Here is a 15006-nt window from a genome sequence, read left to right on the forward strand (position 1 = left end):
CACGAGGAGTTGGAACTCATGAATATCTTGTTGGTTGGCGCGGGTGGGATTGCCCCCGAGTATGTCAAGGCACTGCGTGCTGTAGGCGTTCAGAATATCGATGTGTTGGCTCGGACCGAAGCCTCTGCACAAAAGCTTGCGCGGGATTGGCAATTGGGCCAGGCGTTCGGCGGTGGGGCGGATACGCTGGCCAAGGTCGGTGGAAAGTACGACGGCGTCGTGCTGGCATCCGCGATCGAAAGCTTGATGCCCCTGATGAGTGTGCTGGCCGACATCGGCGCAAAAAAGGTGCTCGTCGAAAAGCCTGTCGCACTGTCGAGCCAGGCGCTGCGCACCTTTATTGCGGCTCATCCGTCGTTTGATGCGGCCGTCGCGCTGAACCGTCTGTACTTCCCTTCCGTTGAATTGCTGCGCGAGCACATGAAGGGCGAAGAAGTCACCAGTGCCGCGTTTTCGTTCACGGAGTGGGTGCATCGCATTGATGCCACCGCCTATTCCACCCTCGAGCTCGCCCGATGGGGGGCCAGCAACTGCATCCACGTGATAGCAACGGCATTCGACCTCATCGGCATGCCCAAGGCGCTGCATAGCGTTATTGCCGGCCAGGACACCATATCCTGGCATCCCGCGGGCGCCGTGTTCGCTGGATCTGGAAGCTCTGACAAAGATATTCCGTTCACCTACATGTCGGATTGGCGCAGTGCCGGACGCTGGTGGCTGAGCGTGAGCACAACGCGGGGGCGCTACGACCTGATGCCGATGGAAGGCGTGACTTTCACCGAACGCGGGACCGTCGCGCCTCAAACGTTGATGGCGCCCTATTCGGGCGAGGTCAAGTGCGGCTTTGAGCCAATGCTGCGGGCTTGGCTGGCACCGGCTGGTCAATCGACTGTCGTGGGTTTGAACGATCTGGCGGCTCATCTCGAAGTCATTGAAAAAATCTTTGGTTATGACGCGGTTGCCTGAAACGCTGGACGTCGCCGCGTTTCTTGCGCGGCCGCTGGATCCCCTGGTCTTCTACGATATTTTGCCGTCGGATGGCTGGTCGGTTCAGGGGCTGCCCGAGAAGCCGGCCATCGGCGATTTGGTGGACAGGTTATTGGCCGCTACGATCGACACGGTGGCGGAAGCCGATCTCGATCTGATCCGCGTGGCGCTGCTGGGTGGCCGCGCGGACCAAGAGCGTGACGAGCGGTTGACTGCGCTGGCGGACCATGCGTCCAGGCTCTACTCGCGCTTGCTTGAAGGTGGGAAGAGCCGTAGACCGTTGCGCATGAAGTTGCAGCAATTGAACTTCTTCCTGCGGGATTGGCTGGATCGCGACGTCGATGTGGTGCGTGACGTACAGGGAGAGAAGTTGCTCGGTGCGCCGGCGCCATGGGACTGGCTGGACCTGGAGGGAGGGGGGCGGCTCCTGTTGATTTCGGGGCCAGACAATGTCCGGTGGCATTGGCAGGGAAAATCCGGCGGGCAATCTTGCGGATACCCGAGTCAGCTGGATCTGATCGCTCCGGGGCGCATTAGCATCGGTTCTATTTTTTCAAATGGCGCCGATGTATTTGATAACGGCACCATTGATCATGTGGAACATCATCGGCCTATTGTCCTGATGTTCTCCATGGCCGCGGAACTCTGGGCGGTGGATTACGACGGCCATGTCTTTCCGATCGGCGATCAAGCGGCAGGGGTCAAAGTGCCTATTCGGCAGGTGGATCGCGCGCGCCGTATCGGCGATCGGCTCTATCTGTCGGATTGGACCGCCCCGGGCGTCATCGTCGTGGTGGAGCTTGGCAGTCTTGCCAGCCGGGTTCAGGCTCTGCCGGGAATACTGCTATTGAATGACATCTGCGAGGGGCCCGAAGGCTTCTACGCGGTCTGCAAGCAGCAAGGCAATGTCTTTGCGTTTGATCACGCTTTCATGCCTCGTGGTGAGCGGCTTGGATTCGGGCGAGGCAAGGGGAGGCTGTTCGATCCCTTGACCGTGCGCTGCAGCGGTGACCAGCTTCAAGTGTTGAACTGGATCACCGGCAGTCTCATTCTGCTGAAAGCCTTCTAAGCCTGAATAGGCGTTTATTTGCGCTTTTTCAGTACCGTTTCGATGCACGCAATGGTGCGCTCGAGTTGGCCTTCGCTCATGTTCGAACCGGAAGGCAGGCAGATGCCGTTGTGGAAGAGTCCGTCGGAAACGGATTCTTCACCGTGCTTGAAGTACTCGCAAGATGCAAAGACTGGCTGCAGATGCATCGGCTTCCAGACTGGACGCGCTTCGATGTGCTCGGCACCCAGCGCCTGGATCAAATCGGCGGGAGTGACCCCGATCTTCGGATCCAGCGTGAGCGCGCTCAACCAGTGAGTCGAGAAACTCCAATCGGGTTCCGGCATCATGTGCACGCCAGGCACGCGCTGGAAGCGGTCGAGGTACTGGGCGTAGACGTGTCGCCGGCTTTGTACCCGGTCCTCCAGCACCTTGAGCTGTCCTCGGCCGACGCCCGCCAGGATGTTGCTCATGCGGTAATTGAAGCCGATTTCGCTGTGCTGATAGTGCGGGGCCGGATCCCGGGCCTGAGTGGACAGGAAACGGGCCCGGTCGACGATCGCTTTGTCATTCGACACGAGCATGCCGCCACCCGACGTGGTGATGATCTTGTTGCCGTTGAACGAGTAGATGCCGATGGCGCCGAAAGTGCCGCTGGCGCGACCTTTGTAGCGTGCGCCGAGGGACTCGGCGGCGTCTTCAACCAGGGGTACTCCGTACTGGTCGCAAAGGGCAAGGATCGGGTCCATGTCGGCGCTCTGGCCGTACAGGTTCACCACGATCACCGCCTTGGGCAGTTTTCCCTTGCGCTTGGCATCTTCAAACGCGCGCGCGAGCGCCTGCGGCGACATGTTCCAGCTTTCTGGCTCCGCATCGATGAAAACGGGTTGCGCTCCCTGGTAGACAATCGGGTTCGCGCTAGCCGAAAACGTCAGCGAAGAGCAGAACACGGTGTCACCCGTGGTGACTCCCAATATGCGCAACGCCAAATGAATCGCAGCGGTGCCCGAGCTGAGCGCGGCAGCGTGACCGATGCCAACATAGGCTGCCAGTTCCTTTTCGAAATTGTCGACGTTTGGCCCCAGCGGAGCAATCCAGTTGGTACGGAAAGCTTCTTCGACGTACTCTCGCTCCAGCTCTCCCAAGTGGGGTGACGAAAGGAAAACTTGAGCGTCCAGGTCTGCTCTCGTTACTACCTTGATCGGCCTGCCTTGAGCATCCGTGACTGGAAGATGGTTGATGTCGTGCTGGTTCATCAGTTCCAGCGCGGTATGGCGGGTATACCCTTCCGTCAGAACGATGGGGGTCGTGCGATCCAGCGTATCCAGCGTTTTTTCCAGCGTTGCCCCATTGAGAATGAGACGGCGCAAGTCCCCGTCGGTCACCGTGCGTTCCAGCTGCCCGTTCGGCGAGACCAAGAGCAGCATGCCGTGCGCGTGGTTGGATTGGTTCAATCGCTCCAACGCTTCGCGCAGCGTGACACCCCGCGTAACGCAGAGCTCTGTGATCGGACTCTTTTTCTCGGTAGGTTTCATGTCTTGTCTCATTTACCAAACGGTCAGGCCGCCATCAACGACGAGATTCTGGCCTGTAGTGTACGAGGATGCGTCCGAGGCCAAGTACAGATAGGCCCCCATGAGTTCATCAGGTTGCGCCATGCGGTTGAGCGGCACTCGCGCGGAGTAGCGGTCAACGAAGGTCGTGTTCTGTCCGCTGAATATACCTCCGGGAGTCACGGCATTGACGCGCACACCCTGAGCGCCCCAATAAGACGACAGGTAGTGAGTCAGGCCCCAGAGGGCGGCCTTGCTGACGCTGTAGATGGCGGGAGTGTTGATGGCTCTTCCCAGATAGCTGGAGCCTTCGTATATGCGCTGATCGGGGGCGACGATTCCATAGATGGACAGGGTGTTGATGATGCTGCCTCGACCGGCCTGCGCCATCGGGGTCCCGAACACCTGGCAACAATGCATGGCGCCGGTCACGTTGACGTCCATGACCATGTCCCAGTCGTCTCGGGGGAACGTTTCGAACGGCTCGAAGAAGTTCGGACTTTTGGTCGCAGCGTTGTTGATCAATACATCGATGGCGGGCATGTCGGCGCCGAGGCGTTCGCGGATCGCTTCCAGTGCGGGCTTGGACGTGATGTCGACGCATTCAGCGCGCAAGCGGGACGGCTCGCCGATATCCTGTTCCAGTGTGCGCAAGGCTGCTTCGGAATGGTCGAGCGCAATGACAGTCTGTGCGCCGGCATCCAGAAGGTGGCGGGTCAGTCGTGAGCCCAGGATGCCAGCAGCGCCTGTGAGCAGGATGGTTTTTCCGGTCAGGGTGAAGTCAGTCATTGTTTGCCTTGAGTCGTCTGCGCGGATGCCATGATCAGCTCGACAATGCGGAAGTCGATTTCGCTATCGATATCGATTGATCTTTCGCGCGGCATGACATGCAGCCGCGTGCGTCCGTTCCACAAGCCCTTTGTCAGGGAATGGTAATGCCACACATAGATCGATGCATTCATCGCATAGACCTTTGGAGCGTGTTGGCGACCCAGCACGGCCTGGTCGGGCACTTTGACCAGACCGATATTGCCGTTCGGCTGACGCTCCACCATGTTGAAATATGGATTCTTTTCGGCCTCGTATCCCGTGATCACCACATCGGTATCGTCGTCCAGCAGGGCGATGCAGTCAACGATGTCCTGCGCATTGCGCAGCGGGGATGTGGCGTCGAGATCAACGACCCGTCCGACAGGGCCCGCGTTCGCGTTTACCCAATCGGCCATGTGTTGAATCACCGGCAATTTACCGGCCTCGCTGGTAGCAAGATGGGCCGGACGCAGCAGCGGCACCAGCGCGCCCGCGTGGCGCGCAACGTCGGCGATCTCGTCGTCATCGGTCGAAACGTAGACTTCGTCGATCAGGTCGCAGGCAAGCGCTTGCTCAATCGTGTGAGTAATCAGCGGTTTGCCGTGCAGCAGTCGAATATTCTTGCGGGGCACGCCAACAGATCCCCCGCGTGCGCAGATAGTAGCAATGGTTTTCATGGATTTCGGCAGGCTTCTCGGGCTCGCAACAACAAGTCCAGGCTGGCGATGCCTTCGGTAAGTGGTTGACTGGTTTCTCGATTGGTATCCAGGGCACTGAGCAACTCGGCCATGGCTGAGGGGTATGTGGCAGCCACGTCGAAGTCTGCCGGGTCATTGGTCAAAAGCAGTTGACGACCGCCCGCCTGGGTCAGATGGAGCGTCTTGCCGATCAGGTCACAGACCAGGGTGCCCGACTCCGTGACGACGAGATAGCGCCGCAAGGGCTGGCGCGAGATGTAGTCGACGCTGACGGTCGCCAGCGTTCCTTGCCGGGCTCGCATCGCGATGCAGGCCACGTCTTCCGTCTCGATCTCAAGCGAGCTCAACTTGCCCGAAAACGCCTTGACGCTATCGAATTCGCCCAGCAGCCAGCGAGCGGCATCCACCTCGTGGATGAGATCCAGCATGACACCGCCCCCCAGCGCGTGCGAGGCGCTGTAGCTCTTGCGGTAGTCGCTCGCGGGTCTCCAGTCGGGCAGCCATTGGCCCGCCTGGAAGTCGCCGCGCACGATTGCTCCCATATCTGTCTCAAGCAGCCGCTGGCGCATCTGCGCTAGCGCTGGCAGGAATCGGAGATTGCAGCCCACCAGAGTCGGCGCCTTGCCGCGGTGTCTGTTTGCCGCCTCGATGAGCTGGGCGAGCTGCGCGCGATTCGTCACGACAGGCTTCTCGATGTACAGCGCGATGCCGGCGTCAAGCAGCTTGGGCAGGACTTCGATATGCAGAGAGGAGGGGCTGGCGATGACGGCGAGGTCCGGCTGCTGGGCGAGGGCGTCGTCGACGTTGTCGCACACGATCGCGTCCAGGCTCGCGCTGAGCGCATCGTGGTAGACGCGGGACCGCAGCAGCACCCAACCGAGGTCCTGGCGCAGCGATTTCAGGCTGTTGATATGGCGCTGGCCGATCGACCCTGTTCCGATGATGAGTATCTTCATGTCGCCGCTGCCTTTCGCAGAACGGCGGGAACGCCCGCCCACAGGGAGTCCGGACCGACATCGTTGCGCAGGACTGCGCCCGCGCCGACGGTAGCGCGTGAATCGATCTTCAGCCCAGGCAGGATGTTTGCGCCCGCGCCAATCATGACCTGTTCGCCGATCTGAACGCCACCGGCGAGCGAGGCTTGCGGAGCGATATGGGCATGTTGGCCCACGATGCAGTCGTGATCGATGATGGCGCCGTGATTGACGATGACCCCGGATTCGATGCGGCTCGCGGGAGCCACGACGGCGCGCGCGGCGATGAATACGCCGTCGGCGATGCGGGCATGCGGGGAAATGCATGCCGTCGGATGTGCGATGGTCAGTGGTTTGCCGCCAGCGCGAACGAATCGCGCGAACAGTTTTGCCCGCGCGATATTTGAACCAATGGCGATATGGAAATACTGATCACGGAACATCGAGTCATCCAGCGGCGCGCGAACGCCGACATGCAGCAATGTCGTGCCGTCCAGGGCGGGGTTGTCATCGATGACGACGGGTGAGTAGCCGCCCATGAGCAGCAGGGCATCCAAGACCACTTTGGCATGGCCGCCCGCGCCGACTATCAGGACCTGGCTAGTAGGCATTGGATTTCATCAAGACCGAATCGTCCAGAGGCATCGTCGTCAGCAGCGCTGCGATGCGTTCGCTGGCATGGCCGTCGCCATAGACGTTGGCCGAAGACATGTGGCCGGGGCTCTGTTGCAAATGCTTGAGCGCGGCCTCGATAGACGCTGCGTCGGTGTCGCAATCCAGGACATTCGGATTGCGCTCGCGCAGGTTCTGGCGTGACCCCACATTGATGACGGGCGTGCCGAATGTGGCGGCCTCGATAATGCCGCTGCTGGAGTTGCCGATCATCAGGTCGGCCGCGGCCATCCAGGCGATGAACTCCGGGCGCCTCAGATGCGTGAGCACGCGGACATCGGGCCTGTCCCTCAGAGACTCCAGAACCTGGGCCACCGCCGTGCTACCTGCATCGGAATTGGGTTTCAGCGCCAATAACTGGTAACCGTGGGCGAGGACGGCCCGCAGCAGCGTATCGACCTGCTCGGCGGCGCGGTCGGCTTCTTGCACGACGGGGTGAAACACCATCAGCGCCAGGGGCAAATCGGGGTCCAGGCCTTGCGATTGGCAAAGTTCCGCACGATTCGCGCGGGGCGTTTCGGCTAGTCCGTCCAGTCCGGGTGCGCCGGTGACGGTAATGTGTCGTGGTTGCTCGCCCATGCTGATCAGACGGTCGCGCGACTGCTGGGTGGCGACGCAATGCCAATGAGCAAGTTTGGAAATGGCGTGCCGCACGGGTTCGTCAATCGTGCCGGAACGCTCGCCGCCATGGATATGCACGATCGGGATGCCCAGGTGTGCGGCAGCGATGGCGCCGGCCAGCATTTCACCCCGGTCACCGAGCAGCAAGACGATGTCCGGCCGGGCTTGTTCGAGGACGTCGCTGAATTGCATGACCATGTACCCGATCGCGCGGGCCATCCCCGCGCCCGTGCCGGTATTCATGGGGAGCATGACGCGGGCCAGGATGGGCAGGCCATCGTGCTCGATTTCCGCCACGGTATTGCCATACTCGGGAGAGAGGTGCATCCCCGTGACAATGAGGCTCAACTGGCAGGCAGGATCAGCCTGGATCCTGTGCAATGTGGCCGCCATCAGGCCGTAGTCGGCCCGAGTGCCGGAGATATAGACGATGCGTCGCATGGTCGGGCTACTCGACGTCAGTCCAGGTCAAGGTGGTTCTGGAGGGGATATCGTGCGTGGCGGTCTTGCCGTACAGATTGGCCAATTCAGCGGGAGCGATACCCGTGCCTGGGCGCAGCAAGGTCAGGTTATGAGCGCCGAAGACCTCACCTTTCTTGATCGCGGCGGTGGACGTGACGCTGCGTCGTACCAAGTCTCGTACTGCCAGTTCCTTTTGCGCGGGCGTTTTCACGCCATCACCCTGGGCCTGTTCCACCAGCCGGATGCTCTGAACCATGGCGCGCAATTCGGCCGGCTCAAGCGACGCTTTGTGATCCGGGCCCTTCATGTCACGGCTGATCGTGAAGTGCTTCTCGATGACGGTCGCGCCCTGCGCGACCGCAGCGATCGAAATGGAGATACCGTCGGTATGGTCCGAATATCCGATGGGCAAATTCAGCGCCTGGCGCATGGTGGCCATCGCGCGCAAGTTAACGTCGACAGCTGCCGCTGGATAGTTGGACGTGCAGTGCAGGACCGTTACGTAGTCGGCCAGCTCGCCGGTATGGCCGAGCGCCTCGCGCGTGGCCCGCACCGCCGCAACCGCCGCTTCGACTTCTTGCAGGTTCGCCATCCCGGTGGACAGGATGAGCGGCACGCCGTAGGCCGCCAGCACCTTCAGGAATGGGATGTTGGTGATTTCGCCGGAAGGGACTTTGATGCGGCGCATGCCCAGGCCAATGAGGAAAGACGCGGCTTCTTCGTCGAAGGGCGTCGACATGAATTCGATGCCGCGGGCCGCGCAACGCTGGACCAGCGCTTCATACGATGCATCCGGCAATTCCAGCGCCTTCAGCATCTGGTGCTGATCGCCGTCTCCCGTTTGGGTGCGCTGGTATTCCGCCTTGGGCGCTCCTTCACGGACGAGCCGGTCGGCGCTAAAAGTTTGAAACTTGATGGCATCTGCCCCGGCGTCCGCGGCAATGTCTACTAGCTCTAGAGCAAGAGCGGTATCACCGTTGTGATTGACTCCGGCTTCGGCAATGATGAACGTGTTCATTGTGTGACGAGATGGTGATGGTTGGGGATGCGACCCATGTCGAGCTGGCACACGTATTCGGGCACCAGCTCCTTGAGGCAGGTCACCGCGTCGAAGAGGCGGTTTTCGCGCAATGCTGCGGCCAGGCGCTCAAGACCGGCCATGAGTTCGCCATACTCGAGTTCATGTTCATTGGCTCGCATGATGCGTTCATGGCCAGTCTTTTCGACGTTTTCGCCAATCAGGAGCTCTTCATAGAGCTTTTCGCCTGGACGTAACCCGGTCACGCGTATTTCGATATCGCCCGCGGGATTGTCGGCGTCGCGGACTTCCAGGCCCGATAGTTGAATCATGCGGCGCGCCAGATCGACGATCTTGACCGGTTCGCCCATGTCGAGCACGAATACCTCGCCGCCCTTGCCCATCGCGCCAGCCTGCATCACCAGTTGGGCGGCCTCGGGGATGGTCATGAAGTACCGGATGATGTCCGGGTGGGTGATGGTGACGGGGCCGCCCGCTTGGATTTGATTGCGAAACAGGGGGACTACGCTGCCGGAGCTGCCAAGCACATTGCCAAACCGCACCATGCACAGTTGGGTCCAGCTCTGCGCACGCGAGTGCGCTTGAAGGATGAGCTCTGCAAGGCGCTTGGTGGTCCCCATGATGTTGGTCGGACGCACGGCCTTGTCGGTCGAAACAAGCACGAAATGCTCGACACGAGCTTCAATTGCGGCCTGCACCATATTCAGGGTGCCAAACGCGTTATTCAGGATGCCCTCTGAAATATTGTGTTCGACGATGGGGACATGCTTATATGCCGCGGCGTGATACACGGTTTGCACGCCGTACCTGCGGATCTGCTCAAGGCAGTATTCCCGATGGCGTACGTTCCCGAGGATGGGGATGATCTCGACGGTGCAATCGCGGTGATGAATGCGCAGGTATTGCTCCGTGGTGTAAAGCGCGGCTTCGGACACCTCCAGCATGACCAGTCTGGTGGGTCCTTGCGCCAGGATCTGGCTACAGAGCTCGGATCCGATGGAGCCGCCAGCGCCTGTCACCATGACGGATTTGCCCGTCACGCACTTGCTGATCAGATCGGGAATGGGCGGGACAGGGTCGCGGCCGAGCAAGTCCTCGATCCGGATGGTGCGCAGCTTTCGATGGTCGATCTCGCTATCGATGAGCTCGGCCAAAGGCGGGAGACTGCGGATCTGCAAGTGATACGACGCAAGATCCAGAGCAATTTCACGCAGCCGGCTACGGGCGGCGCTAGGCATCGCGATGAAGAGCTGTTCGATCTGGTACCGATCGATCAATGCCGGGATGCTCGAAGGCGCGTAGGTGCGCAGGCCGGCGATCCACAGCTTCTGCTTGGCGCGTTCATCGTCCACCAATGCCACCGGTCGGTAGTGCGGTGTTGCGCGCAATGCGTTGGCCAACTGTTGTCCCGCCTTGCCCGCGCCATAGATGATGACGGGGATTCGGCGGGTCTCTGGAAACAGGGTCCCCCCGAACGCAGTGCGTAGCAAGACTCGCGACAGTGCGAGCATCGTGATTGCCAGCAGGACGTAAAGAACCAAAAAGCCGCGCGAGAGCACGGCAGGTAGAATTCTCAAGAACAGGTCGATCGTGCCGATCGCCATGATCGATAGCACAATGCCGCCTGTGATCGACAGGAGCGTGCGCCCGTTGAACGATCTCAGGGTGAAATGGTAGGCTCCCAGAAGATACATGCCACACAGCGCGCTGAGTACGGCGATGACGGAGTAGAGGCCGTATTCCCTGGAGAAGTACAGGAAGTCGAAGCGTAGCCAAAGGGCAGCGTAAAACGACACGAACAACAGTGCAGCGTCAACAACAATAGTCGCAATACGCTTGTATGCTCGCGGCAAGTTCAACAGGCGCGCAGAAAGTGAAGCTAGCAATGTGATCGGCATTATAGAATTCTACCTAAATGAAACATCCCCGTATCCTTATCGTTCGCACGTCATCCCTTGGGGATCTGGTTCACATGCTGCCCGCCATATCCGACATCGTTCGGCATGTGCCGGAGGCGCGGATTAGCTGGATAGTCGAGGAGGCATTCGCGGAGATTCCTAGCTGGCATCCAGGCGTTCACGAAGTAATAAAAGTTGCTCATCGCCGTTGGCGGAAATCCTGGTGGTCCTCGGAAGTCCGGGCTGAGCGGAAGGCGCTGGCACAACGCTTGCGTGCTGAAGAATTCGATATCATTTTGGACATGCAGGCACTGTTGAAGTCGGCATGGCTAGTCCGCCAGACGCGAGGTGTCAAGCATGGTCTGGATTGGCGGTCTGCGCGGGAGCCATTGGCGAGCCTATTCTATAACGTCCGCCATCGAGTCGAGTTCTGGCAACCGGCAGTCGTTCGCCAGCGGAAGTTGGCAGCGTTGACATTTGGCTACACCTATTCTGGCCACCCGGATTTCGGTCTACAGGAATTTTGTCGACAATCCATCAGTCCGCCCGCCGAGGACGTGTCCCGAGAAGGCCATGGACAGGAAGTGTCGCGGGTGCTGCACTTGGATACCAGCCAGGATTACGCGGTGATCATGCCTTCGGCGAGCCGTGACGACAAACTCTGGCCCGAAGATGACTGGCGCGCAGTGTTCCGCCGCTTGCGCGATGCGGGCTGTGCGCTGAAATTGCTGGCCGGCAATGACAGGGAGGCGGAACGAGCCAAGCTGCTGGTGGCGGGCATGGAAGACGTCGAGGTGATGCCGCGCATGGACCTGACGTCGGTGGCGCGGCTGCTGGCCGGTTCGCGCCTGATGGTCGGGCTGGACAGCGGCCTGACCCATCTGTCGGCGGCGCTGGGCCGTCCCACCATCGGCATCTACCGTGCATCCACACCGGTGCGCACGCCCCTGGTCGGCTCGAATTACACGGCCAGTCTCGGCGATCGCGGCGCGTCGCCCTCGCGCGAGGCGGTCATGGCGTCGGTGGAGCAGGCGCTGGCCGCGCGCTGATGAACCGCGCCGTCTATACCCTGGGGTTGCGGGCGCTGGCCCCCCTGGTCTGGCTATGGATGGCCCGCCGCGCCAAGCGCGCCGGCGGTGAATGGCAGATCTTCTCTCCGGAGCGGTTTGGTCGGGCCGCGTCAGGTCGGGCCGCGTCAGGCCGGGCCGCGCCAGGCCAGGCTGAATCCAGCGATGCGACCGCCGCCGGTCCCGCGCAAGCGCCGGTCTGGGTCCATGCCGTCAGCCTGGGCGAGACGCGCGCCGCGCAACCGCTGCTGCAGGCCCTGCTGGATCGCGGCTTGCCGGTGCTGCTGACCCACATCACCGCCACCGGCCGGGCCGAGGGCGCGCGGCTGTTCGCGGACGCCATCGCCCGCGGCCAATTGCGCCAGGCCTGGCTGCCCTACGATTTTCCCGGCGCCACGCGGCGCTTCCTGGCTGCCGCCGCGCCGCGTTGCGGCATCCTGATCGAGCGCGAGATCTGGCCCAACCTGCTGGCCGCGGCGCGGCGCGCCAAGCTGCCGATGGCGCTGGTGAGCGCGCGGTTCTCCGAATCGTCGCTGCGGCAGGCCGGCCGCATGGGCGGGGTCATGCGCGAGGCGCTGGCGGGGCTGGACTTGGTGCTGGCGCAGACGGCGCCGGACGCCGAGCGGCTGGCCCGGGCCGGCGCGCCGCGCCCCACGGTGTCCGGCAACCTGAAGTTCGATCTGTCCCTGCCCGCGGCCCAGGTCGAGGCGGGACAGGCCTGGCGCGTCCGCCTGGGCCGCCCGGTGATCGCCCTGGCAAGCACGCGCGAAGGTGAGGATGCGCCGTTCATCGAGGCCATCAAGCGCCATGCCGCCATGCCCGGCGCACCGCTGTTCCTGTTGATTCCACGCCACCCGCAGCGGTTCGACGAGGCCGCCGCGCTGCTGGCGCAGGCTGGCCTGGCCCACGTGCGGCGGTCGTCGGGACAGGCGCCCGGTCCGGAGACGACGGTGCTGCTGGGCGATACGCTGGGCGAAATGGCTTTCTATTACGCCGCCGCGGACGTGGCGGTGGTGGCGGGCAGTTTTGCCCCGCTGGGCGGCCAGAACCTGATCGAGGCTTGCGCCGCGGGCGTGCCGGTGATCGTCGGGCCGCACACGTTCAATTTCCAGCAGGCGGCCAGCGATGCCATCGAGGCCGGCGCCGCGCAGCGCCAGCCGGACCCGGAGCAGGCCGTGCAGGCCGCGCTGGCCCTGGTGGCCGACCCTGCCGCCAGGCAGGCGGCAGGGGACGCGGCGCGCGCCTGGTTCGCCAGCCATGCCGGCGCCACGGTGCGGACGATGGACGCGCTGGCGCCCTGGTTGCGCTGAGCTTGGCGGCCCTTTAGGTCGTCACACCGTCAGGCGGGCTTGCGCGGCACCAGCGTGACCGCGCCGGGGTTCAGCTCCTGGCTGAAGCGGCGCGGATCGCGCCCCTCGTCTTCCGGGCGCACGCCCAGCCAGCCTTGGCCGAGCGCGTAGACGCCCAGGTTGGCCAACAGGATCAGGATGAAGAGCACTCGCATGCCGCGGCCTCGTCAGGCGTTCGCTGCCGGATTGGCGCGCGCGATGGCGGCCAGTCCGTCCAGGACGGGGTGGTTCAGGTAGATCGGCACCGGCGCGGCGCCGAATGCGCCGCCGGCATCGGCCAGCAGGCGTTCGATTTCCTGGTGCACCTCGGGCCAGCCGCCGCCGGCGGCGAAGATCTGCGGCGCCTGCCCGTAGCGCTGGCGGCCGGCGAGCCACTGGCGCACCACCGCGCCGGCCTGCGCGGCGGCGATGCCGGAGGCGATGGCCTCGTGCGTGTCGGTGGGATAGGCCGCCACCTGGCCGTCGGCGATCGGCAGGTTGGCCGTGCCGTGGGCCAGCGCGTTGCGCATCATGGCCGGGCCCGGCAGGATCAGGCCGCCGGCGAAGACGTTGTCCGGTCCCACGGTATCGATGGTGGTGGCGGTGCCGAAGCTGGCCAGCAGGAAGGGCGGATGGGCGCCGGGCAGGCGCGACAGCACGCCCAGCAGCGAGGCCCAGCGGTCCGCGCCCAGCTGCGATGGCGTCTTGTAGTGGTTGACCAGCCCCAGGGTGGTGGCCTGCGAGGTGGCCCAGGTCACGGCGCAGCCGTGGCGCTGCAGGATGGTCGAGATGGCGGCGCCGCGCTCGGCGCCGGCCACGTTCACGCCCAGCGCGCGCGATGGCCGCTGCGGCAGGGCGGCGAGCCAGCGGTCCAGGGCGTCCAGGTCCAGGCCGTCGAAGGCGACGGCGGCCGGCTCGCGCGGCATGTCCGGGCTGCTGGGGTCCAGCCAGCCCACTTTGAGGCGGCTGTTGCCGGAGTCGATGAGGATAATCATGCTTGGCGTCGAATCGAGATTTCACCGACCGAGATCGGCATGGCGCCCTGGGGCGTTTGCACCAGCAGGCGGCCCTGGCCGTCGACGCCGCAGGCGGTGCCGCTCAGGACCACATCGCCCTTGTCCAGCACGTTGACCGGGCGGCCGGCCAGCGCGTCGACCTGGTCGAAGCGCCTGGAAAAGGCGGCGAAACCCTCGCGTTCCAGCGTCCGCACGGCCTCGTGCCAGGCGGTCGCCGCCGCACAGACCAGGTCCGCGGCGGTGGCGGCATGGCCTGGCGCGTGTTCGGTGACACAGCTCCAGTCGGCGACCTGGCGGCCCAGCGCCTGCGACAGCGCGCCGGCATCGAACAGGTTGACGCCCATGCCGATGACGACGGTGTAGCCGGTCTCGCGGCCGCCGGGGTTGCGGGTGGTCTCGACCAGCACGCCGGCCAGCTTGGCGTCGTGCCATTGCACGTCGTTGGGCCATTTCATGCAGAGGCCTTCGGCGCCGGGGCCGCCCACGGCGCGCAGCGCCTCGCAGGCGGCCAGGCCGGCCAGTGGCGACAGCGCCGGCAGCTGGGCGGCCGGCAGGTGCACGTCGAAGGCGCACGAGAACATCAGCGCCGCGCCCACCCGGTTCTGCCAGGGGCGGCCGGCGCGGCCGCGGCCCGTTTCCTGCAGATGGGTGCCCAGCAGCCAGGGCTTGCCGGCGCCGCCGCCAGCGCGGGCGCGGGCCAGCAGGTCGGCGTTGGTGGAGCCGGTGCTGGAGATCCAGGCGACATCTTGGAAAGCGGGCAGGCGTGAACCCAGCATCCGCGCGAGATCGTCGGGCGCGGGCAGGTCGGTGGGGCGGACTTGAGCGGACATGGC

General features: G+C 63.4%; 15 protein-coding genes. 4 read left to right on the plus strand and 11 right to left on the minus strand.

Annotation, left to right across the window (positions count from 1 at the left end; all coding sequences use genetic code 11):
* Positions 1 to 18 precede the first annotated feature (18 nt).
* The gene (locus I6I07_RS08315; protein ID WP_198486284.1) at positions 19 to 966 is read left to right on the plus strand and encodes a Gfo/Idh/MocA family oxidoreductase; all 948 of its coding nucleotides are present in this window, start codon (positions 19 to 21) and stop codon (positions 964 to 966) included.
* Complete coding sequence (locus tag I6I07_RS08320; RefSeq protein ID WP_198486285.1) at positions 932 to 2056, plus strand: hypothetical protein; 1125 nt, start codon at positions 932 to 934, stop codon at positions 2054 to 2056. The genes I6I07_RS08315 and I6I07_RS08320 overlap by 35 nt, the downstream gene beginning before the upstream one ends.
* Before the next feature lie 14 nt (positions 2057 to 2070).
* Here I6I07_RS08320 and I6I07_RS08325 read toward each other — a convergent pair whose 3' ends face one another.
* From I6I07_RS08325 to I6I07_RS08360, 8 genes are read right to left on the minus strand one after another with little or no spacing between them, the layout of a single operon-like run.
* On the minus strand, positions 2071 to 3570 hold the full coding sequence (locus I6I07_RS08325; RefSeq protein ID WP_269784341.1) for an aminotransferase class I/II-fold pyridoxal phosphate-dependent enzyme: 1500 nt from the start codon (positions 3568 to 3570) through the stop codon (positions 2071 to 2073).
* Positions 3571 to 3582: 12 nt separating this feature from the next.
* Entirely contained in the window at positions 3583 to 4377 is a 795-nt protein-coding gene (locus tag I6I07_RS08330) for an SDR family oxidoreductase (RefSeq protein WP_198486286.1), read from the minus strand.
* Positions 4374 to 5075 (minus strand): acylneuraminate cytidylyltransferase family protein, encoded by a 702-nt coding sequence (locus tag I6I07_RS08335; RefSeq protein WP_198486287.1) that lies wholly within the window; start codon positions 5073 to 5075, stop codon positions 4374 to 4376. The genes I6I07_RS08330 and I6I07_RS08335 overlap by 4 nt, the downstream gene beginning before the upstream one ends.
* Positions 5072 to 6052 (minus strand): Gfo/Idh/MocA family protein, encoded by a 981-nt coding sequence (locus I6I07_RS08340; RefSeq protein ID WP_198486288.1) that lies wholly within the window; start codon positions 6050 to 6052, stop codon positions 5072 to 5074. The genes I6I07_RS08335 and I6I07_RS08340 overlap by 4 nt, the downstream gene beginning before the upstream one ends.
* Positions 6049 to 6681 (minus strand): acetyltransferase, encoded by a 633-nt coding sequence (locus I6I07_RS08345; protein WP_198486289.1) that lies wholly within the window; start codon positions 6679 to 6681, stop codon positions 6049 to 6051. The genes I6I07_RS08340 and I6I07_RS08345 overlap by 4 nt, the downstream gene beginning before the upstream one ends.
* Positions 6671 to 7804, minus strand: a complete 1134-nt coding sequence (neuC, locus tag I6I07_RS08350; RefSeq protein WP_198486290.1) for a UDP-N-acetylglucosamine 2-epimerase — start codon at positions 7802 to 7804, stop codon at positions 6671 to 6673. Before neuC ends, I6I07_RS08345 begins: the two co-directional genes overlap by 11 nt.
* 7 nt (positions 7805 to 7811) lie before the next feature.
* On the minus strand, positions 7812 to 8843 hold the full coding sequence (gene neuB, locus I6I07_RS08355; protein ID WP_198486291.1) for an N-acetylneuraminate synthase: 1032 nt from the start codon (positions 8841 to 8843) through the stop codon (positions 7812 to 7814).
* Entirely contained in the window at positions 8840 to 10762 is a 1923-nt protein-coding gene (locus I6I07_RS08360) for a polysaccharide biosynthesis protein (RefSeq protein WP_198486292.1), read from the minus strand. The genes neuB and I6I07_RS08360 overlap by 4 nt, the downstream gene beginning before the upstream one ends.
* A 17-nt stretch (positions 10763 to 10779) precedes the next feature.
* Here I6I07_RS08360 and waaC point away from each other — a divergent pair, with 17 nt between their 5' ends.
* Both waaC and I6I07_RS08370 read left to right on the plus strand, forming a co-directional pair.
* Entirely contained in the window at positions 10780 to 11811 is a 1032-nt protein-coding gene (gene waaC, locus I6I07_RS08365; RefSeq protein ID WP_198486293.1) for a lipopolysaccharide heptosyltransferase I, read from the plus strand.
* Complete coding sequence (locus I6I07_RS08370; RefSeq protein WP_198486294.1) at positions 11811 to 13139, plus strand: 3-deoxy-D-manno-octulosonic acid transferase; 1329 nt, start codon at positions 11811 to 11813, stop codon at positions 13137 to 13139. The genes waaC and I6I07_RS08370 overlap by 1 nt, the downstream gene beginning before the upstream one ends.
* Positions 13140 to 13168: 29 nt before the next feature.
* Here I6I07_RS08370 and I6I07_RS08375 read toward each other — a convergent pair whose 3' ends face one another.
* The 3 genes from I6I07_RS08375 to I6I07_RS08385 are packed head-to-tail and all read right to left on the minus strand — an operon-like array spanning position 13169 to position 15003.
* Positions 13169 to 13333 (minus strand): hypothetical protein, encoded by a 165-nt coding sequence (locus I6I07_RS08375; RefSeq protein WP_006391936.1) that lies wholly within the window; start codon positions 13331 to 13333, stop codon positions 13169 to 13171.
* Between the two features lie 12 nt (positions 13334 to 13345).
* On the minus strand, positions 13346 to 14152 hold the full coding sequence (locus I6I07_RS08380) for a type III pantothenate kinase (RefSeq protein ID WP_198486295.1): 807 nt from the start codon (positions 14150 to 14152) through the stop codon (positions 13346 to 13348).
* Positions 14149 to 15003, minus strand: a complete 855-nt coding sequence (locus I6I07_RS08385; RefSeq protein WP_198486296.1) for a biotin--[acetyl-CoA-carboxylase] ligase — start codon at positions 15001 to 15003, stop codon at positions 14149 to 14151. The genes I6I07_RS08380 and I6I07_RS08385 overlap by 4 nt, the downstream gene beginning before the upstream one ends.
* Positions 15004 to 15006: the final 3 nt, after the last annotated feature.

It is taken from the genome of Achromobacter deleyi (assembly GCF_016127315.1).
Classification (GTDB): Bacteria; Pseudomonadota; Gammaproteobacteria; order Burkholderiales; family Burkholderiaceae_B; genus Achromobacter; species Achromobacter insuavis_A.

Excerpts from the sequence above, each read along its gene's own strand:
- I6I07_RS08315 (WP_198486284.1), top strand. The coding sequence starts at position 19 with ATGAATATCTTGTTGGTTGGCGCGGGTGGGATTGCCCCCGAGTATGTC.
- I6I07_RS08325 (WP_269784341.1), bottom strand. The coding sequence starts at position 3,570 with ATGAAACCTACCGAGAAAAAGAGTCCGATCACAGAGCTCTGCGTTACG.
- I6I07_RS08330 (WP_198486286.1), bottom strand. The coding sequence starts at position 4,377 with ATGACTGACTTCACCCTGACCGGAAAAACCATCCTGCTCACAGGCGCT.
- I6I07_RS08335 (WP_198486287.1), bottom strand. The coding sequence starts at position 5,075 with ATGAAAACCATTGCTACTATCTGCGCACGCGGGGGATCTGTTGGCGTG.
- I6I07_RS08340 (WP_198486288.1), bottom strand. The coding sequence starts at position 6,052 with ATGAAGATACTCATCATCGGAACAGGGTCGATCGGCCAGCGCCATATC.
- I6I07_RS08345 (WP_198486289.1), bottom strand. The coding sequence starts at position 6,681 with ATGCCTACTAGCCAGGTCCTGATAGTCGGCGCGGGCGGCCATGCCAAA.
- neuC (WP_198486290.1), bottom strand. The coding sequence starts at position 7,804 with ATGCGACGCATCGTCTATATCTCCGGCACTCGGGCCGACTACGGCCTG.
- neuB (WP_198486291.1), bottom strand. The coding sequence starts at position 8,843 with ATGAACACGTTCATCATTGCCGAAGCCGGAGTCAATCACAACGGTGAT.
- I6I07_RS08360 (WP_198486292.1), bottom strand. The coding sequence starts at position 10,762 with ATGCCGATCACATTGCTAGCTTCACTTTCTGCGCGCCTGTTGAACTTG.
- waaC (WP_198486293.1), top strand. The coding sequence starts at position 10,780 with ATGAAACATCCCCGTATCCTTATCGTTCGCACGTCATCCCTTGGGGAT.
- I6I07_RS08370 (WP_198486294.1), top strand. The coding sequence starts at position 11,811 with ATGAACCGCGCCGTCTATACCCTGGGGTTGCGGGCGCTGGCCCCCCTG.
- I6I07_RS08375 (WP_006391936.1), bottom strand. The coding sequence starts at position 13,333 with ATGCGAGTGCTCTTCATCCTGATCCTGTTGGCCAACCTGGGCGTCTAC.
- I6I07_RS08380 (WP_198486295.1), bottom strand. The coding sequence starts at position 14,152 with ATGATTATCCTCATCGACTCCGGCAACAGCCGCCTCAAAGTGGGCTGG.
- I6I07_RS08385 (WP_198486296.1), bottom strand. The coding sequence starts at position 15,003 with ATGTCCGCTCAAGTCCGCCCCACCGACCTGCCCGCGCCCGACGATCTC.